Origin of the sequence: Streptomyces mauvecolor (assembly GCF_039532965.1) — a bacterium.
In the GTDB taxonomy this organism is placed as follows: Bacteria; Actinomycetota; Actinomycetes; order Streptomycetales; family Streptomycetaceae; genus Streptomyces; species Streptomyces violascens.
In genome coordinates this window covers 190,054-209,214 of sequence record NZ_BAAASQ010000016.1, presented here as the reverse complement: position 1 = coordinate 209,214, position 19,161 = coordinate 190,054, and the positions used below count along the sequence as shown (strand labels likewise).

17 protein-coding genes are annotated in these 19,161 nt (G+C 71.4%); 14 read left to right on the top strand and 3 right to left on the bottom strand.

All coding sequences use genetic code 11. From position 1 onward, the window contains the following. Positions 1-262 precede the first annotated feature (262 nt). The gene (locus tag ABD346_RS22235; RefSeq protein ID WP_344377053.1) at positions 263-1,099 is read right to left on the bottom strand and encodes an HAD-IB family hydrolase; all 837 of its coding nucleotides are present in this window, start codon (positions 1,097-1,099) and stop codon (positions 263-265) included. A gap of 446 nt (positions 1,100-1,545) precedes the next feature. Here ABD346_RS22235 and ssd point away from each other — a divergent pair, with 446 nt between their 5' ends. The 7 genes from ssd to ABD346_RS22200 all read left to right on the top strand — a co-directional run bounded on the left by ssd (position 1,546) and on the right by ABD346_RS22200 (position 6,741). After that, on the top strand, positions 1,546-2,661 hold the full coding sequence (gene ssd / locus ABD346_RS22230) for a septum site-determining protein Ssd (RefSeq protein ID WP_344377052.1): 1,116 nt from the start codon (positions 1,546-1,548) through the stop codon (positions 2,659-2,661). Positions 2,662-2,690: 29 nt separating this feature from the next. Further along, a complete protein-coding gene (locus ABD346_RS22225; RefSeq protein WP_381228117.1) occupies positions 2,691-3,887 on the top strand; it encodes a TadA family conjugal transfer-associated ATPase in 1,197 nt (398 codons plus the stop codon). Then, positions 3,884-4,762 (top strand): type II secretion system F family protein, encoded by an 879-nt coding sequence (locus tag ABD346_RS22220; protein ID WP_381228022.1) that lies wholly within the window; start codon positions 3,884-3,886, stop codon positions 4,760-4,762. The genes ABD346_RS22225 and ABD346_RS22220 overlap by 4 nt, the downstream gene beginning before the upstream one ends. After that, positions 4,759-5,553: a type II secretion system F family protein gene (locus ABD346_RS22215; RefSeq protein ID WP_344377051.1), complete on the top strand. Its 795-nt coding sequence runs from the start codon at positions 4,759-4,761 to the stop codon at positions 5,551-5,553. The genes ABD346_RS22220 and ABD346_RS22215 overlap by 4 nt, the downstream gene beginning before the upstream one ends. A 90-nt stretch (positions 5,554-5,643) precedes the next feature. Continuing rightward, positions 5,644-5,877, top strand: coding sequence for a DUF4244 domain-containing protein (locus ABD346_RS22210; RefSeq protein ID WP_381228018.1), 234 nt, complete (start codon positions 5,644-5,646; stop codon positions 5,875-5,877). Between the two features lie 34 nt (positions 5,878-5,911). Continuing rightward, on the top strand, positions 5,912-6,241 hold the full coding sequence (locus ABD346_RS22205; RefSeq protein ID WP_344377050.1) for a TadE family type IV pilus minor pilin: 330 nt from the start codon (positions 5,912-5,914) through the stop codon (positions 6,239-6,241). Positions 6,242-6,321: 80 nt separating this feature from the next. Beyond that, positions 6,322-6,741: an Rv3654c family TadE-like protein gene (locus ABD346_RS22200; protein WP_344377049.1), complete on the top strand. Its 420-nt coding sequence runs from the start codon at positions 6,322-6,324 to the stop codon at positions 6,739-6,741. Here the strand turns inward: ABD346_RS22200 and ABD346_RS22195 are convergent. After that, entirely contained in the window at positions 6,683-9,160 is a 2,478-nt protein-coding gene (locus ABD346_RS22195; RefSeq protein ID WP_344377048.1) for a DEAD/DEAH box helicase, read from the bottom strand. The two genes, ABD346_RS22200 and ABD346_RS22195, sit on opposite strands and share 59 nt — an antisense overlap. A 79-nt stretch (positions 9,161-9,239) precedes the next feature. Between ABD346_RS22195 and ABD346_RS22190 the strand changes: the two genes are divergently transcribed. From ABD346_RS22190 to ABD346_RS22170, 5 genes are all read left to right on the top strand, one after another. After that, a complete protein-coding gene (locus ABD346_RS22190) occupies positions 9,240-9,593 on the top strand; it encodes an STAS domain-containing protein (protein ID WP_053728100.1) in 354 nt (117 codons plus the stop codon). A gap of 105 nt (positions 9,594-9,698) precedes the next feature. Further along, complete coding sequence (locus tag ABD346_RS22185; RefSeq protein ID WP_344377047.1) at positions 9,699-10,148, top strand: ATP-binding protein; 450 nt, start codon at positions 9,699-9,701, stop codon at positions 10,146-10,148. Between the two features lie 262 nt (positions 10,149-10,410). Then, a complete protein-coding gene (locus tag ABD346_RS22180) occupies positions 10,411-12,804 on the top strand; it encodes a sodium-translocating pyrophosphatase (RefSeq protein ID WP_344377046.1) in 2,394 nt (797 codons plus the stop codon). A gap of 168 nt (positions 12,805-12,972) precedes the next feature. Beyond that, on the top strand, positions 12,973-13,632 hold the full coding sequence (locus ABD346_RS22175) for a small secreted protein (RefSeq protein WP_344377045.1): 660 nt from the start codon (positions 12,973-12,975) through the stop codon (positions 13,630-13,632). A gap of 96 nt (positions 13,633-13,728) precedes the next feature. After that, entirely contained in the window at positions 13,729-15,228 is a 1,500-nt protein-coding gene (locus ABD346_RS22170; RefSeq protein WP_344377044.1) for a DUF7059 domain-containing protein, read from the top strand. Positions 15,229-15,292: 64 nt separating this feature from the next. Here the strand turns inward: ABD346_RS22170 and ABD346_RS22165 are convergent, their stop codons facing one another. After that, the gene (locus ABD346_RS22165; protein WP_344377042.1) at positions 15,293-15,556 is read right to left on the bottom strand and encodes a hypothetical protein; all 264 of its coding nucleotides are present in this window, start codon (positions 15,554-15,556) and stop codon (positions 15,293-15,295) included. A gap of 360 nt (positions 15,557-15,916) precedes the next feature. Here ABD346_RS22165 and ABD346_RS22160 point away from each other — a divergent pair, with 360 nt between their 5' ends. Further along, complete coding sequence (locus tag ABD346_RS22160; protein WP_344377169.1) at positions 15,917-16,123, top strand: hypothetical protein; 207 nt, start codon at positions 15,917-15,919, stop codon at positions 16,121-16,123. A 188-nt stretch (positions 16,124-16,311) separates the two neighbouring features. Next, entirely contained in the window at positions 16,312-19,149 is a 2,838-nt protein-coding gene (gene topA, locus ABD346_RS22155; RefSeq protein ID WP_344377041.1) for a type I DNA topoisomerase, read from the top strand. Positions 19,150-19,161 lie beyond the last annotated feature (12 nt).

Genomic DNA, 19,161 nt, shown 5'->3' with positions numbered 1-19,161 from the left:
TGCGGCTGGCCCGTAATCGACGGGTCGACGTCGCGTGGGTGCTCGATGTTCATGCTCGGTCCGTGGGGCCTTTATTGCGTAGAAGGTGATCCTCTCGGATGTCCCAGGTCTCGCGGGCCGTTGAGTCCTTTCTACTCCCGTACGGCGGGAAGCGAAACCCCTGACCCCAGTTCTTTACTTTTAGGTTCAAACAGGGGTGAAACGGACGTCTGTTTCCCGTGTGCTCTCCAGGAACGCCCTTCGAGCAGGTTTGCGCGGTGCCTCAAGCGGAGCCGCAGCCACGCCGGCGGCTGGCGTACCAGACGAGACCGGCGGTCGCCGCGGCCGCTCCGACCGCCGCCGCGACCAGCAGCGCCGACCGGGGCGGCATCTTGATGGCGGGCAGCCTTTGCTTGAGACTGACCGGCCTGTTGAAGACGAGAACCGGCCATTCTCGGGCGGCCGCTTCGCGGCGCAGTGCCCGGTCCGGATTGACGGCGTGGGGGTGGCCGACCGACTCCAGCATCGGCACATCGGTTGCCGAATCGCTGTAGGCGTAGCAGCGCGCCAGGTCGTATCCCTCGGACTCGGCCAGCTCCTTGACGGCCTCGGCCTTCGTCGGCCCATAGGCGTAGTACTCGACGTCGCCCGTGAAGCAGCCGTCGTCGCCGACCACCATTCTGGTGGCCACCACCCGGTCCGCGCCGAGCAGTTCGCCGATCGGCTCGACGACCTCCGCGCCGGACGTCGACACGATGACCACGTCGCGGCCGGCGGCGTGGTGCTCCTCGATCAGCGAGGCGGCCTCGTCGTAGATGATCGGGTCGATCAGATCGTGCAGGGTCTCGGCGACGATCTCCTTGACCTGCTGGACGTTCCAGCCCTTGCACAGAGCGGACAGATACTCGCGCATCCGCTCCATCTGATCGTGGTCGGCGCCACCGGCGAGGAATACGAACTGCGCGTACGCGGTGCGCAGTACGGCGCGGCGGTTGATCAGTCCTCCTTGATAGAAGGACTTGCTGAAGGTCAGTGTCGACGACTTGGCAATGACTGTCTTGTCCAAGTCGAAGAAGGCGGCGGTTCGCGGCAACGAGTGGTTTTCCACGAGCCCGAGCATAGGCGCCCACCATTCGGCGTAAGCTGGGGCGCGTGGGTTTGCCTGAGAAGGCTCTCGGGTACACCATGGAAGTCACGGATCGTTCGCGACCGTGCTAACCCGGTCCGACTCCTCCCCCCCCCGAGTCGGCCGTGGGGACGACCCCCGCTCTCCCCCCCGGCGGGGGTCGTCGCATGTCCGGATGCGTTTTCGGCCCTTGGATCCGATCGTCGTCCCCCTCTCTCCGACTCGCGCCCGTCGCTCTCCCACGCCTGAGATGCGTCACTGTGCGTAGTGGTTGCGCTGCGCTCCGGAAGTCACCGGTATAGGTGAACGGGATATTCACAACGCGGATAGTTGTCCACAGATTTCGATCAAGATCCACATTATTTCGGGTCTCCCTCCACCGTGATTCCAGTTCGCGAAGAACGCGGACGCAGGAATCCATGTGAGAGGGGGCGGAAATCATGGGCGGAGTCATGGCTTCCGATCGACCGCCGGGCACGGAGGGGCGGCGCGGCGGACCGCTGATCGTGACCGAGGACGAGGAACTGCTCGACGATCTGCTGCGCCTGTGCGCGGCGGCCGGCGCCGAGCCCGAGGTGTGCCACGGCGTGCCCGACCGCAAGGGCGGCTGGGAGAGCGCACCGCTGATCCTGGTCGGCGACGACGCCGCTCCCCGGCTGCTCGGATCGGCCCGCAGGCGCGGGGTGCTCCTGGTGGGCCGGGACCAGGACGACCCGGGCGTGTGGCAGGCCGCGGTCGAGCTCGGCGCGGACCATGTGCTGCGGCTGCCCGACGCCGAGCCGTGGCTCGTCGACCGGATCGCGGACGCGGCCGAAGGCGTGGGGCGCCCGGCCCTGACCGTCGGGGTGATCGGCGGACGCGGCGGTGCCGGGGCCTCCACGCTGGCCTGCGCCCTCGCGGTGACCGCAGCCCGCTCCGGGCAGCGCACCATGCTGATCGACGGCGATCCGCTCGGCGGGGGCCTCGATGTGCTGCTCGGTGGCGAGCAGGCCGACGGCCGCCGGTGGCCGGATTTCGCCGCTTCGCGCGGGCGGGTCGCCGGGGGCGCGCTGGAGGAATCGCTGCCGCGGCTGCATCAGTTGAGGGTGCTGAGCTGGGACCGGGGGGACTCGGTGGTGATCCCGGGGGAGGCGATGCGCGCGGTGCTGGCGGCGGCCCGCAGGCGCGGCGGGGTGGTCGTCGTGGACCTGCCGCGCCGTGTCGACGACGCGGTGGTCGAGGCGCTCGCCCAACTGGACCTGGGGCTTCTGGTGGTCCCGGCCGAGCTGCGCGCCGTCGCGGCGGCGAACCGGGTCGCCTCCGCGGTCGGCATGGTGCTGCGCGATCTGCGCGCGGTGGTACGGGGCCCGTACGCGTCCGGGCTCGACGAGCAGTGGGTGGCCGACGCGCTGGGTCTGCCACTGGCAGGTGAACTCCCGGTGGAATCAGGACTGTTGGAGGCTCAGGAGGGCGGCGCCCCGCCGGGGAGTGCGCCACGCGGTCCACTGGCCAGATTCTGCACGGCCTTCTGGGACCAGGCACTGGCCGGCGGCCTCGCCGGGGGAGCGGTGTCATGAACACGGTGCAGTCCTCATTGAGTGCGTCGATGTCGGCCGCCGGCGGGGCGCGCCCCGGCGGGACCCCGGTGCGGGGCGTGGGCCCGCCGCTGCTCGACGCCGTACGGCAGCGCCTTGCCGAGAGCGGGGCCGAGCCCACCCCGGCCAGGGTCGCGGCCGCGCTGCGCGCGCAGGGGCGGCTGCTCGGAGACGCCGAAGTCCTCGGCGGGGCCGAGGAGTTGCGGTCCGAGCTGGTCGGTACGGGGCCGCTGGAGCCCTTGCTGGCCGATCCGGAGGTCACGGACGTCCTGGTCTCGGCGCCCGACCGGGTATGGGTGGACCGGGGCGGCGGGCTGGAGCTGACCGGGGTCCGCTTCGTCGACGCGGCGGCGGTGCGCCGGCTCGCCCAGCGCCTCGCCGCGGTGGCGGGACGCCGGCTCGACGACGCCCGGCCCTGGGTGGACGCCCGGCTGCCGGACGGGACCCGGATGCATGCCGTCCTGGAGCCGGTCGCCGTCGGATCGGCCTGCCTCGCGCTGCGCGTGGTGCGGCCGAGGGCGTTCTCGCTGGCGGAACTCGCCGAGGCGGGCACGGTGCCGCCCGATGGCGAGCGGCTGCTGCGGGCGATGATCGAAGCCCGGGTGTCGTTCCTGGTGAGCGGGGGCACGGGCACCGGCAAGACCACGCTTCTGTCCACCCTGCTCGGCCTGGTCGGGAAGGGCGAACGGATCGTACTTGCCGAGGATTCGGCCGAGTTGAGGCCCGACCATCCGCATGTCGTGCGCCTCGAATCACGGCCCGCCAACCAGGAGGGCGCGGGTCTGGTGACGCTGCGGGACCTGGTGCGCCAGGCACTGCGGATGCGGCCGGACCGGCTGGTCGTGGGCGAGGTCCGGGGCGCCGAGGTGACCGACCTGCTGAGCGCCCTGAACACGGGCCACGAGGGAGGTTGTGGGACGGTTCATGCCAATTCCGCCGCAGATGTACCGGCCCGTCTCGAAGCGCTGGGCACGGCGGCCGGACTCGACCGGGCCGCGCTGCACAGCCAGTTGGCGGCCGCGCTGTCGGTGGTGGTCCATCTCGTGCGCGACCGGGCCGGGCAGCGCCGGATCGCCGAGGTGCGCGTCCTGGAGCGGGACACGGCGGGCCTGGTGGTGACGGTGCCCGCGCTGCGATGGGGCGCGGCGGGGTTTGTGCGCGACTCGGGCTGGGAGCGGCTGCGGGCGCTGATCGGGGGTGCTTGGTGACAGATCTTCAGGTGGGGCTGCCCGCCTGGGCGGCGATGTGCGCGGGGGCGGCAGCCTGGATGTGGGCCGGGCAGGACCAGGGGGTGCGGCGGGCCCGGCTGATGTTCGCGGGCGCCGGAAGCGCCGCCCGAGAGGGCGCTTTCGAGGCGTCGCCCCTTGGCCGGTGGTTCGAGGGGATGCGCGGCCGGGCGCGGTGGCGGATGGAGTGGTTGTGCCTGCCGTTGGGGCTTGTGCTCGCCGTCCTGGGCGGATCGGTGCTGCCGTTGATCGCTGGGGCGGTGGCGGTGCCCTTGGTGGGACGGCGGCTGCGGGCCCGGGAGCGTGAGCGGGCCAGGGTGCGGCGGGCCGACGAGGTGATCGCCTGGTGCGCCGCCGTGGCGGGGGAGCTGCGAGCAGGTCGTCAGCCCGGCCAGGCGCTGGCCGTGGCCGCCCGGGACACGGCGGCCCTGGGTACGGCGACGGCCTCTGTGGTGGCGGCCGCGAAGTTCGGCGGCGACGTGCCCGGGGCGCTGCGCGAGGCGGCCAGGGAGCCGGGCGCCGAAGGCCTTGCCGGGGTCGCCGCGTGCTGGCAGGCCGCGGTGGACGGCGGGGCGGGGCTCGCCTCCGGTCTGGAGCGTCTGGAGAGCGCGCTGCGGGCGGAGCGGGAGCAACAGGACGCACTGAGCTCCGAGTTGGCCGGCCCCCGCACCACGGTGCTTCTCCTCGCCCTCCTGCCGGTTCTGGGGCTCGTGCTCGGCACGGCGATGGGCGCGAGCCCGCTGCGGGTGCTGCTGCACAGCCCGGCCGGGTTCGGCTGCCTGCTGATGGCCGCGGTCCTGGAGGCCGCCGGGGTGTGGTGGGCGGCGCGGATCGTTCGGGCCGGGGAGGGGCGATGAGCCTGTGGTCGCCGGAGGTTGTCCACAGGGTGGGGGTGACGGTGGGGGCGGTTGCTCTCGCCCTGTGGACGGCGCTGGGCGTGGCGCGGCGCCGGGAGGAGCGCAGGGTGCGGCGCCGCACGGCCGCACTGCTGGCCCTGGAGGCGCTGAGCCTGCCTCCGTGCCGGAAAAGGAGCCCGGCGTGGACGGCCCGCGCCAAGCAGGGGGGAGCCCCGCTGGGGGCGCTGGCGGCCGGCTGTGTGCTGGTCGGCGGGATCGGGGGCGTACTGGCCGGCCTGGCGGCGGCGTACGGGGCCTGGGTGTGGGGGCGTCGGCGCCGGGCCCGGGGGAACGGGGACAGCGAGCGCCGGGCGGCGGTCCGCGAACTTCCGCTCGCCGCCGACCTGTTGGCCGCTTGTCTCGCGGCCGGGGCAGGGCCGCGCGAGGCGGCGGGGGCGGTCGGGGCCTCGTTGGAAGGGCCGGTCGGCGCACGGCTGGGCAAGGCCGCCGCCGAACTGCGCATGGGCGGTGAACCGGCCGACGCGTGGGGGAGGTTGGGGGCGATACCGGGCGCGGCCGAGCTGGCCCGCTGCCTGGAGCGGGCGGCTTTGTCGGGGGCTCCCGCGGCAGGGCCCGTCGCGAGGGTGGCCGAGCGCTGCCGGGCCGAACGGACCCGCGAGGCATCGGCCCGGGCCAGACGCGCGGGCGTGCTCATTACCGGCCCTCTGGGCCTCTGCTTCCTCCCGGCCTTCCTCGCGGCGGGGGTTGCCCCGGTGGTGATCGGGCTCGCGGGCGGGCTGCTCAGGCGGTGAGGGGGTTCACCTCGCCGAGCCGCCCGGACCTCTTGTCGGCACAACACCGATGTCACTGAACGTATCCATCAATCAAAGGAGTTGGGAATCATGAGCGCGGTAATCAATCGGCACGTCGGTGCCATGACGCGGCGGATGCGGCTCTGGGGGCTCGCACTGCGGCGCAGGGTGCGGGGGGACGCGGGGATGACGACCTCCGAGTACGCCGTGGGCACCCTCGCGGCGTGTGCCTTCGCGGCGATTCTGTACAAGGTCGTCACCAGCGGCGGGGTCGTGTCGGCGCTGACCCAGCTGATCACCAGGGCGCTCGATGTGCAGTTCTGAGCGTGGGAGGCGGTGGCGGGGTGACCGGGGGTTCGTGACGGCTGAGGCAGCCGTGGCGATTCCTGCCCTGGTGGGGTTCGCGATGGCGCTGCTCTGGGCGCTGACGGCGGCCTCGGCGGAGATCCGGTGCGTGGACGCGGCCCGGGCCGGGGCCCGTGCGGCGGCCCGCTCCGAGCCGGAGGCCGTGGCGGTGGCGGCGGCCAGGTCGGCGGCACCGAAGGGCGCCACGGTCACGGTGCGGCGGACCGGGGAGCTGTGGCGGGTCCGCGTGGAGTCCGCCACGCCGGGGCCGCACCACCTGGCCCTGACGCTGAGCGCCGAGGCCGCGGCACTGGCCGAGGACACGGTGGGGGAGGGCTCGTGAACCGGCGCATGCGGGGTCGTGCGGACCGGCGGATACGAGATCTTGTGAACCGGCGGATGCGGGGTCCTGTGCACGGGGCGATGCGAAGTCGCCCGGGCCGCCGGGGCAGGGCTCTGCTCAACCGATGTACGCAGGACCCGAGCTCTGCCGACCGGGGCTCCGCCACCGTCTGGGTGGCGCTCACGGCCGCCACGATGTGCGCCGTGTTCGCGGCCGTGCTGTGCCTCGGCCAGGCGGTGACCGCCCGGCACCGGGCCGGCGGGGCCGCCGACCTGGCCGCGCTCGCGGCGGCCGACCGGGCCCTGTGGGGCTCGCCGGACGCCTGTGCCAAGGCCACCGAGGTAGCCCTGGCCCAGGGCACGGAGATGGTGCGCTGCACGGTGTCCGGGGAGATCGCGGACGTACGGGTGCGGGCGAGGTTCGGCCCGTACGCACCGAGCGTCAGGGCCCGGGCGGGGCCGTCTCCGGCTCTTCCGGGGCTCCCCGCAGCAGTTCCGTGAGGAGGCGGACGGCGCCGCGTTTGTGCAGCGGGTCGTTGCCGTTGCCGCACTTGGGCGACTGGATGCAGGACGGGCAGCCCGCCTCGCACTCGCAGGACGCGATCGCCTCGCGCGTCGCGGCCAGCCAGCGCGCGGCGGTGTGGAAGGCGCGCTCGGCGAATCCGGCGCCGCCCGGGTTGCCGTCGTACACGAAGACCGTGGGCAGCAGGGTGTCCGGGTGCAGCGGCACGGAGACGCCGCCGATGTCCCAGCGGTCGCAGGTGGCGAAGAGCGGCAGCATCCCGATGGAGGCGTGCTCGGCGGCGTGCAGGGCGCCGCCGAGGATCTCCGGGTTGATGCGGGCGGCATCGAGCTGGTCCTCGGTGACCGTCCACCACACGGCCCGGGTGCGCAGGGTGCGGGGCGGCAGGTCGAGCTTGGTCTCGCCGAGCACCTCGCCGGTGATGAGTTTGCGGCGCAGGAAGGAGACGACCTGGTTGGTGACTTCGACGGAGCCGTAGCAGAGGCGGCCGGCTCCCCACGGGATCTCGGTGTCGGTCGACAGGACGGAGATGGAGGTGGTGTCCCTGGCGACGGTCGAATAGGGCGGGCTCGCCTCCTCGACGAGGGCGGCGGAATCTTCCAGGTCCAGGTGCTTCACCAGGTACGTACGGCCCTGGTGGAGGTGGACGGCGCCGTCGTGGACGGTGGTGTGGGCGGCGGACGCGTCGACCGTACCGAGCAGCCGTCCCGTCGAGGCCTCGACGACCTGGACCGGGCGGCCGCCACCGCCCCGGATGTCGGTGAGGTCGGCGGCCCGCTCGCGGCGGGTCCAGAACCATCCGTTGCTGCGGCGCCGGAGCAGCCCCGCCTGCTCCAACTGGGGCATGAGCTCCGGGCTCGCGGGGCCGAACAGGTCCAGGTCGGCCTCGGTGAGCGGGAGTTCCGCCGCCGCCGCGCACAGGTGGGGGGCCAGGACGTACGGGTTGTCCGGGTCGAGCACGGTGGACTCGACGGGCTGCTGGAACAGCGCCTCGGGGTGGTGGACGAGGTAGGTGTCCAGCGGGTCGTCGCGGGCGATCAGGACGGCCAGGGCGCCCTGGCCCGAGCGCCCGGCCCGGCCCGCCTGCTGCCACAGCGAGGCCCGGGTGCCCGGATAGCCCGCGATCAGGACGGCGTCGAGGCCCGAGACGTCGATGCCGAGTTCCAGGGCGGTGGTGGCGGCCAGGCCCAGGAGCTCGCCGGAGTGCAGGGCCTGCTCCAGGGCGCGGCGCTCCTCGGGGAGGTAGCCGCCCCGGTAGGCCGCGACACGCCGGGCGAGGGTCCGGTCGACCTCGTACAGGCGCTCCTGGGTGATGACGGAGATCAGTTCCGCGCCGCGCCGGGAGCGGACGAAGGCGACCGTGCGGACCCCCTGCACGGCCAGGTCGGTGAGGAGGTCGGCGGTCTCGGCGATGGCGGTGCGGCGCACCGGGGCGCCCTTCTCGCCGGCCAGCTCGGTGAGCGGGGGCTCCCACAGGGCGAAGACCAGTTCGCCGCGCGGGGAGGCGTCGTCGGCGACCTCGACGACCGGCAGGCCGGTCAGGCGGCCCGCGGCGACGGCGGGCTCGGCGGCCGTGGCCGAGGCGAGCAGGAAGACCGGGTCGGCGCCGTAGCGGGCGCACAGGCGCCGCAGACGGCGCAGGACCTGGGCGACGTGGGAGCCGAAGACGCCGCGGTAGGTGTGGCACTCGTCGATGACGACATAGCGCAGGGCGCGCAGGAAGGAGGCCCACCTGGGGTGGGAGGGCAGGATGCCCAGATGCAGCATGTCCGGATTGGTGAGGACGTAGTTGGCGTACTGGCGTACCCACTCGCGTTCCTCGACCGGGGTGTCCCCGTCGTACACGGCGGGCCGGACCGCGTTGCCCAGCGGGGCCGCGAGGGCCTTCACCGAGCGGCGCTGGTCGGCGGCCAGGGCCTTGGTCGGGGCGAGGTACAGGGCGGTCGCGCCGCGGCCGTTGGGGGCCTCGGAGCCGTCCAGGAGCGTACTGAGGACGGGCGCCAGGTAGGCGAGCGACTTGCCGGAGGCGGTGCCGGTGGCGATCACCACCGACTCGCCGTTCAGGGCGTGCTCGGCGGCGGTGGCCTGATGGGCCCAGGGATGCTCGACGCCGGCGCCCTGAATGGCGTTGATCACTTCCGGGCGGATGAGGTGCGGCCAGACTGCATGACGGCCCGCGCGCGGGGGCAAGTGCTCCGTATGAGTGATGCGCGCAGCCCGGTCGGCCCCTGCGGTGAGCCGGTCGAGGACCGTGCCGGGGTCGGGTCGTTCACCCGTGCTGTCGGCGGGTGTTCTGGGGCGCTGTTTCCTGGCCATCGGCACCGAGTGTGTCACTGGCGTAGCGGACAATGGTCCCAAGGCGTCGTGCATGGCTGCTGGTAAGTGATTGAATGCCATCGCGGCTGGCGATCCGTTCTCTGGCTCCGCCGGGGAGACTCAGGGGGCGGCCGCTCGATAGCAAGGTGCTGGAGGATCCGTGGACCTGTCCCTGTCGACTCGCAATGTGTCCGGCCCTGGTGGCGACCGTACGGTCGTCGAGGTCGGTGGCGAGATTGATGTGTATACCGCGCCCAAGCTGCGCGAGCAGTTGGTCGAGTTGGTGAACGACGGCAGCTACCACCTGGTTGTCGACATGGAGGGCGTGGACTTCCTCGACTCCACCGGCCTGGGTGTGCTCGTCGGTGGGCTCAAGCGCGTGCGCGCGCACGAGGGCTCGCTGCGCCTGGTCTGCAACCAGGAGCGCATTTTGAAGATCTTCCGGATCACTGGGCTCACCAAGGTGTTCCCGATCCACGGCTCGGTCGACGAGGCCGTCAACGCGACCGACTGACGGTGGCCGTCCTTCGACGGCTCCGGAGGAAGGACAGGGGCGCCGGGCGGCATTGTGGCCCGGGGCCCCTGAGATGTACGCCCGTACGTTCGAGGGGGATCGCCAATGGCCACCGTTGAACTCCGTTTCAGTGCCCAGCCCGAGCACGTCAGGACGGCCCGTCTGGTGGCGGCCGCCGTGGCGCGCCGGGCCGGGGTCGACGAGGCAGTGCTCGACGAGGTCAGACTCGCCGTCGGCGAGGCGTGCAGCCGTGCCGTGGGGCTGCACCGCTCGCACGGCATCGATGCCCCCGTCCGCGTCGTCCTGACCGAGGAGGAGAAGCTGTTCTCCATCGAGGTCGGCGACGGGGTGCCGGGGTCGGGTGTCGGCGCCTCGGCGGTGCCGGGGGTGCGCGGCGGCCCGGCGCCGGACGACGAGCTCGACGACGGCGCGGAGGATGAAATGGGCCTCGCTGTCATCAGTGGGCTTGTGGACGATGTGGAGGTCACCTCCGGCGAGTCCGGTGGTGTCATCCGGATGAGCTGGCCGACCACACCGGCCACGGTGCTTCCCTGATCCACTTCTTTTCGATATTGGGACGGGCCCTGCTGAGCAGGGCCTTTTTCATTTCCCGGGCAAGATTTTTTGGCCCCGTACCTAGATCGTCGATCAAGCGTCAATGCTTTTGCCCCATTACCGCTTTCGGGGGCATTCTCATGACCGGATCTCTCTCTGATGAGCCGATGAAGGTCAATTCCATTTGCGGCGCCCTGTTTTGATCGTGTTCCGCTACCTACAATCCGTCCACATCTTGAGCTTTGAGCGTCAAGGAGGACGAATGGCGGGGCTCTTCAACCCAACGGAACTCGACCACCCCACATCCCTGGCTGCCGCGGTACTGACCGACGGCAACCGAATGATCGTGATCGTCATCGCGGCTGTCGCGCTGGCGGCCCTGATCGTCGCGCAATTGCTGGTGCGCCAGGTCCTCGCCGCGGGCGAGGGCACCGATTCGATGAAGAAGATCGCGGCTGCCGTGCAGGAAGGCGCAAATGCCTATCTGACCCGGCAGTTGCGCACCCTCGGCATCTTCGCCGTCGTGGTGTTCTTCCTGCTGTTCCTGCTGCCGTCCGACAACTGGTCGCAGCGTGTCGGCCGTTCCGTGTTCTTCCTGATCGGCGCCGTCTTCTCGGCGACGACGGGATACATCGGGATGCGTCTCGCCGTGCGCGCGAATGTGCGCGTCGCGGCAGCCGCCCGGGAGGCGACTCCCGCGGAAGGCGAACCCGAAAAGGATCTCACCACGGTCTCCCACAAGGCCATGAAGATCGCTTTCCGTACCGGCGGCGTCGTCGGCATGTTCACGGTGGGCCTCGGCCTGCTCGGCGCCTCGGTCGTCGTGCTCGTGTACGCCGCCGACGCACCCAAGGTCCTGGAGGGCTTCGGCCTCGGTGCGGCCCTGATCGCGATGTTCATGCGTGTCGGCGGCGGCATCTTCACCAAGGCCGCCGACGTCGGCGCCGACCTGGTCGGCAAGGTCGAACAGGGCATCCCCGAGGACGACCCGCGCAACGCCGCCACCATCGCGGACAACGTGGGCGACAACGTCGGCGACTGCGCCGGCATGGCGGCCGACCTGTTCGAGTCGTACGCCGTGACCCTGGTCGCGGCGCTGATCCTCGGCAAGGCGGCGTTCGGCGACTCGGGCCTCGCCTTCCCGCTGATCGTCCCGGCGATCGGCGTGGTCACCGCGATGATCGGCATCTTCGCGGTCGCCCCGCGGCGCGCCGACCGCAGCGGAATGTCGGCCATCAACCGCGGCTTCTTCATCTCCGCGGTGATCTCGATGGTCCTGGTGGCCGTCGCGGTCTTCGTCTATCTGCCGTCCTCGTACGCCAAGTTGAACGGCGTCACGGACGAGGTGATCAAGGGGCATGAGGGCGACCCGCGGATCCTCGCGCTCGTCGCCGTCGCCATCGGCATCGTGCTCGCGGCGCTGATCCAGCAGCTGACGGGCTACTTCACCGAGACGACCCGGCGTCCCGTCCGGGACATCGGCAAGTCCTCGCTCACGGGGCCCGCCACCGTCGTCCTGGCCGGTATCTCCATCGGCCTCGAATCGGCCGTCTACACCGCCCTGTTGATCGGCCTCGGCGTGTACGGGGCCTTCCTGCTCGGCGGCACCTCGGTCATGCTCGCGTTGTTCGCGGTGGCGCTGGCCGGCACCGGTCTGCTGACCACGGTCGGCGTGATCGTCGCCATGGACACGTTCGGCCCGGTCTCCGACAACGCTCAGGGCATCGCGGAGATGTCCGGCGACGTCCAGGGCGCGGGCGCCCAGGTGCTCACCGACCTGGACGCCGTGGGCAACACCACCAAGGCCATCACCAAGGGCATCGCGATCGCCACCGCCGTACTGGCGGCCGCGGCGCTCTACGGCTCCTTCAAGGACGCCATCGGGACGGCCGTCAACGACGTCCACGCCAAGGCGAGCGAACTCACCTTGAGCATGGACATCTCACAGCCCAACAACCTGGTCGGCCTGATGCTGGGCGCGGCGGTCGTCTTCCTCTTCTCGGGGCTCGCGATCAACGCCGTGTCCCGGTCGGCCGGTTCGGTGGTCTTCGAGGTGCGGCGGCAGTTCCGCGAGCACCCCGGGATCATGGACTACACCGAGCAGCCGGAGTACGGGCGAGTCGTCGACATCTGCACGAAGGACGCGCTCCGCGAGCTGGCAACCCCCGGCCTGCTCGCGGTGCTCGCGCCCATCGCGGTCGGCTTCACGCTCGGCGTCGGAGCCCTCGGCTCCTACCTCGCGGGTGCGATCGGCACCGGCACCCTGATGGCGGTCTTCCTCGCCAACTCGGGCGGCGCCTGGGACAACGCCAAGAAGATGGTCGAGGACGGCCACTTCGGCGGCAAGGGCAGCGAGGCCCACGCCGCCACCGTCATCGGCGACACCGTCGGTGACCCGTTCAAGGACACCGCGGGCCCCGCGATCAACCCGCTGCTCAAGGTGATGAACCTGGTGGCGCTCCTGATCGCGCCGGCCATCGTGAAGTTCTCCTACGGAGGCGACGCGAACCCGGCCGTACGAGGCATCGTGGCGGCGCTCGCCATCATCGTCATCGTCGGCGCGGTGTACGTCTCGAAGCGGCGCAGCGTGGCCGTGGGTGACGACGGCAACAACGAGCGGGTCGCGAAGTCGGTTGACCCGGCGGTGGTTTCGTAGCCATAGGCCGGGCAAAGGGCGGGCGGACGGTGGGGTTTGACACACCGTCCGCCCGTTCTGCTTGGTGCAAATGGCTGCAATAGGGGGCAGACCACACGGACGGCAGGCGTTTGTCGCCCACTTGGCGTGTATGTTCCGGGGCCGAGAGCCTTGGAAGGGACCAAACCGGTGAACAAGAAGCTTGCAGCCGCACTGTCCGGCGGTGCGGTACTGATGCTGACGTTGTCGGGCTGCAGCGACGACTCCAACAAGAAGGTCGACGACTGGGCGAAGACCTTCTGCAACACGGCCCAGCCCCAGTTCAAGAAGATCACCGACGCCAACGCCGCCATCCAGGCGCAGACGCGTGACGACAGCAAGCCGGCCGACGTGCAGAAGACCGACTCGGGAGCCTTCCAGCAGATCTCGGACGCCTACAAGGCGCTGGGCGCCGCTGTCGACAAGGCCGGCGCTCCGCCGGTCAAGGACGGCGCCACGACCCAGCAGGAGGCCGTCAAGGAGCTGAACGCCTCCTCCGTGTCGTACGCGAACCTCAAGAAGAAGGTCGACGCGCTCAACGCCGGCGACCAGGCGGCGTTCGCCAAGGGCCTGGAGGACATCGCGACCGAGCTCGGCAAGATCAGCTCGACGGGCGACGCCTCCCTGAAGAAGCTGGAGTCCGGCGACATCGGCAAGGCCATGCAGAAGCAGCCCGGCTGCCAGAAGCAGACGCCGTCCGCCCCGGCGCCCTCGGCTTCGGGAGCGGGCGCCCCGGCCGCGTCGTCCTCGCCGTCGGGTTCCGCATCGCCGTCCGGCGCGGCCTCGTCCTCGGCGAGCCCGAAGTCGTAGTCGTACGCGCCCTCGACCGTGGCCCGGCCTCTCCAACGGGGGCCGGGCCACGGCCGTGATGGGGTGATTGTCAGTGGCAGCGGCCACAATGGCCGGGTGAGTACGACCAGTCTTCCCACGCCCGATCACGCAGCCCGCCTGCGCGACGCCCTGCTCGCCGCCGCCTTCACCGCCGACGGCCTGCTCGACCTGCTCGGCGCGCCCGCGTACGCCGCGCTGGCCCGCAGCGAGACCGTCCCCGCCCTGCGCGCCACCCGCGGCGAGGCGCCGCTCGACACGCTGGTGCGGCTCTTCCTGCTCCAGCAGCCCGTTGCGTACGAGAGCGCCCGCGCGGCCCTGCCGCTGGAGGAGGCCCTCGCGGACGGCTGGGTGGTCCGCGACGGCGACGAGGTGCGGGCCACGGTGGATGTGCGGCCCTACGGCGGGCCCGAGGGGCAGGACTGGTTCATCGTCTCCGACCTGGGCTGCGCGGTCGGCGGTGCGGGCGGGGCGAGCGGCCGCGACGAGGCCATGGTGCTCGGCGTCGGCGGCGCCTCCACGACGCTGGCCGGCATCACGGTCCGGCGGCCCGTGGGCTCCGCCCTCGACCTCGGCACAGGCTCCGGGATCCAGGCGCTGCACGCCGCGCAGCACGCCACCCGGGTCACCGCCACCGACCTGAACCCGCGCGCGCTCGACTTCACCCGGCTCACCCTCGCCCTGTCCGGCGCGCCGGAGGCCGAGCTGCGGACGGGCTCGCTGTACGAGCCGGTGGGCGAGGAGACGTACGACCTGATCGTGTCCAACCCGCCGTTCGTGATCTCGCCCGGCGCCCGGCTCACCTACCGGGACGGCGGAATGGGCGGGGACGATCTGTGCCGCACGCTCGTTCAGCAGGCGGGGGAGCGGCTCAACCCCGGCGGGTACGCCCAGTTCCTGGCCAACTGGCAGCACGTCGAGGGCGAGGAGTGGCAGGACCGGCTCCGCTCCTGGGTCCCGCGCGGCTGCGACGCCTGGATCGTGCAGCGCGAGGTCCAGGACATCACCCAGTACGCCGAGCTGTGGCTGCGCGACGCCGGGGACCACCACACCGACCCGGCCCGCTACGCGGAGCGCTACGAGGCGTGGCTGGACGAGTTCGAGGCGCGCAAGACCAAGGCGGTCGGCTTCGGCTGGATCACCCTGCGCCGCACGGACAGCGAGCAGCCGTCCATCGTGGCCGAGGAGTGGCCGCACCCGGTCGAGCAGCCGCTCGGCGACGCCGTGCACGCGCACTTCGAGCGGCAGGACTATCTGCGCCGCCACGACGACGCGGCGCTGCTCGCCGACCGGTTCCGCCTGGCCGACGAGGTGGTGCAGGAGCAGGTGGGGCTGCCGGGAGCGGAGGACCCGGAGCACGTGGTGCTGCGGCAGAACCGGGGCATGCGCCGGGCCACCAAGGTGGACACGGTGGGCGCCGGGTTCGCGGGCGTCTGCGACGGGCAGCTGCCGGCCGGACGGATCCTGGACGCGATCGCCCAGCTGATCGACGAGGACCCGGTGCGACTGCGGGACCGTACGCCCGAAGCGATCCGGCTCCTGGTCGAGCAGGGCTTCCTGGAGCCGGTGGCGGAGTAGCCCGAGGAGGGGAGGCGGCACGGGGGACAGCCACCAGGCTTAGGGGAACAGCGCGTTGACCGTCCTACGGCCGAGCATGCGTCGGCTCGTCGGGGCCGAAGTCCTGGTCGGGGCCCGGATGTTCGAGACCGGGGTGGCGGCCGGCTCGGGATGCCGCTCGGCTCGGCGGCCCGCGGCCGGGCAACCGCGTGGACGCGCCGTCGTGCCGGGGCAGTTGGCCGGTCCGCCGACCACGGCCGGCCGCGCCGACCTGGCTCAGCGCGATGCCGTCGTCGGCTGCTCGGCCTCCGGGCTCGCGCTCGGCGCGCTCGGCCTGCGCATGCGGCACGTGTTCCCGTATCGAATCTGGCCAGTCGCGCCCTGCTGCTGCTCGCCGGAGCGAACGTGTCCTGGCAGTCGCGGCCAGGGGGGACGCGTACGACGGGTGACGTACTGCCGTCGGCCCGACGGCGCATTCCAGCCGTCCCTCGCCGTGTGGATGGGGTGTGGCAGGTGGCGGTCGACGCCCGATGTGATGTGACGCTCAACGCCTCTCTGTGACGTGCGGGGCCTCGACGGGCTCCGACGGGTGGGGGATCTGGCTGAAATGCGCATGATCGGGTGACCGTTCACCCGGCGTTCTCCGGAATGCGGCCCCGGCTCTGCCTGGGGGTGCCGGGCCGTGACCAGGATCGCGCGCATGAACGCAATGGGTGGGACCGAGACGGGGCCGGCCGTCTTCGCGGGAACGGTGTTCGTCCTGTTCGGGGGCGCTCTGCTGCTGTGGACGGCATCCTGCGTGCGCCGCCGCACGCCGGTCGCACAGGGCGTCTCACCGGTCGCCTCGGCCGTGCTGTCGAGCGTCTTCGGTGCGGCCTTCCTCATACTCGGCCTCTGGTGCTTCGCCCGAATCTAGACCGAAAGGGGATGAAACGCTTTTCGGAAGGCTTCGGGACGGTCCGGGCGGCAGGATCGCGGTAAGTCGGGTTACCGTTCGAGTGGCCGCTGCGGGCTTTTGCTGTTTGACACGGGGGCGGGTTGTACCGTCACACTCCGCAGCGTCATGTACTGACACCCGAGTGCCGACCGGAGAGAAGAGCGAAGTTGTCCCCGACCAGCGAGACCGCAAAGGGCGGCCGCCGACTCGTCATCGTCGAGTCTCCTGCCAAGGCGAAGACGATCAAGGGCTACCTCGGCCCCGGTTATGTCGTCGAGGCGAGCGTCGGGCACATCCGCGACCTGCCGAACGGCGCCGCCGAGGTGCCCGAGAAGTACACCGGCGAGGTGCGCCGTCTCGGCGTGGACGTCGAGCACGACTTCCAGCCGATCTACGTCGTCAACGCCGACAAGAAGGCCCAGGTCAGGAAGCTCAAGGAGCTCCTGGCCGAGTCCGACGAACTCTTCCTCGCCACCGATGAGGACCGCGAGGGCGAAGCCATCGCGTGGCACCTGCAGGAAGTTCTGAAGCCCAAGGTCCCGGTCCACCGGATGGTCTTCCACGAGATCACCAAGGACGCGATCCGGGACGCCGTCGCCAACCCGCGCGAGCTCAACCAGCGCATGGTCGACGCCCAGGAGACCCGCCGCATCCTCGACCGCCTCTACGGCTACGAGGTCTCGCCGGTCCTGTGGAAGAAGGTCATGCCGCGGCTGTCCGCCGGGCGCGTCCAGTCGGTGGCCACCCGGCTCGTCGTGGAGCGGGAACGCGAGCGCATCGCGTTTCGTTCTGCTGAGTACTGGGACCTGACCGGGACGTTCTCCACCGGCCGGGCGGGCGACGCCTCCGACCCGTCCACGCTGGTGGCGCGCCTCAACACGGTCGACGGCCGCCGCGTGGCGCAGGGCCGCGACTTCGGTCCCGACGGACAACTCAAGAGTGACGTCCTGCACCTGGACGAGGCGAACGCGCGGGCCCTGGCCGCAGCGCTCGCCGACTCCTCCTTCGCCGTGCGCTCGGTGGAGTCCAAGCCCTACCGCCGCTCGCCGTACGCCCCGTTCCGTACGACGACGATGCAGCAGGAGGCCTCGCGCAAGCTGGGCTTCGGCGCCAAGGCGACCATGCAGGTCGCCCAGAAGCTGTACGAGAACGGCTTCATCACCTATATGCGTACGGACTCCACGACGCTGTCCGACACGGCCATCGCGGCCGCCCGGGCCCAGGTGACGCAGCTGTACGGCGCCGACTACCTGCCGGACAAGCCGCGTACGTACGCCGGAAAGGTCAAGAACGCGCAGGAGGCCCACGAGGCGATCCGGCCTTCGGGTGATCGTTTCCGCACCCCGGCCGAGACCGGCCTGACCGGCGATCAGTTCCGGCTCTACGAGCTGATCTGGAAGCGGACCGTCGCCTCCCAGATGAAGGACGCGGTCGGCAACTCGGTGACCGTGAAGATCGCGGGACGGGCGAGCGACGGCCGGCAGGCCGAGTTCACCGCGTCCGGCAAGACGATCACCTTCCACGGCTTCATGAAGGCCTATGTCGAGGGCGCGGACGACCCGAACGCCGAGCTCGACGACCGTGAGCGCCGGCTGCCGCAGGTGGCCGAGGGCGACTCCCTGTCGTCCGAGGAGATCTCGGTGGACGGCCACGCGACCAAGCCGCCGGCCCGCTACACCGAGGCCTCGCTGGTCAAGGAGCTGGAAGAGCGCGAGATCGGGCGTCCTTCGACGTACGCCTCGATCATCGGCACGATCCTGGACCGCGGGTATGTGTTCAAGAAGGGCACGGCGCTCGTCCCGTCGTTCCTGAGCTTCGCCGTGGTCAACCTCCTGGAGAAGCACTTCGGCCGGCTCGTCGACTACGACTTCACCGCCAAGATGGAGGACGACCTCGACCGCATCGCGCGGGGCGAGGCCCAGGCGGTGCCGTGGCTGAAGCGCTTCTACTTCGGCGAGGGCGACGCGGCGACGGGCGGCGCCGCCTCGGCCGCCGGCAACGGCGACGGGGACCACCTCGGCGGGCTCAAGGAGCTCGTCACCGACCTCGGTGCGATCGACGCCCGCGAGATCTCCTCGTTCCCCGTCGGCGAGGGCATCGTGCTGCGCGTCGGCCGCTACGGCCCGTACGTCGAGCGCGGCGAGAAGGACTCCGAGGGCCACCAGCGCGCGGACGTCCCGGACGACCTGGCGCCCGACGAGCTGACCGTCGAGTACGCGGAGGAGCTGCTCGCCAAGCCGAGCGGCGACTTCGAGCTGGGCGCGGACCCGGTGAGCGGCCACCAGATCGTCGCCAAGGACGGGCGGTACGGCCCGTACGTCACCGAGATCCTGCCCGAGGGCACGCCGAAGACCGGCAAGAACGCGGTGAAGCCGCGGACCGCCTCGCTCTTCAAGTCGATGTCCCTCGACACGGTCACGCTGGACGACGCGCTCAAGCTCATGTCGCTGCCGCGCGTGGTCGGCGCCGACGCCGAGGGCGTCGAGATCACCGCGCAGAACGGGCGCTACGGGCCGTACCTGAAGAAGGGCACCGACTCGCGCTCCCTGGAGACCGAGGACCAGCTCTTCTCCATCACGCTCGAAGAGGCGCTGGCGATCTACGCCCAGCCCAAGCAGCGTGGCCGAGCGGCCGCCAAGCCGCCGCTCAAGGAACTCGGCGTCGACCCGGTCAGCGAGAAGCCGGTCGTGGTGAAGGACGGCCGCTTCGGCCCGTACGTCACCGACGGCGAGACCAACGCGACGCTGCGGACGGCCGACAGCGTCGAGGAGATCACGCCGGAGCGCGGCTTCGAGCTGCTCGCGGAGAAGCGCGCCAAGGGCCCGGCCAAGAAGGCGGCCAAGAAGGCCCCCGCCAAGAAGACCGCGGCCAAGAAGACCGCCGCGAAGAAGGCTCCGGCCAAGAAGACGGCGGCCGCGAAGAAGACCGCGGCGTCCAAGACGACCGCGGCCAAGAAGGCTCCCGCGAAGAAGACCGCGGCCAAGAAGGCCACGGCTTCGGAGTAGGTCCGACGGCTG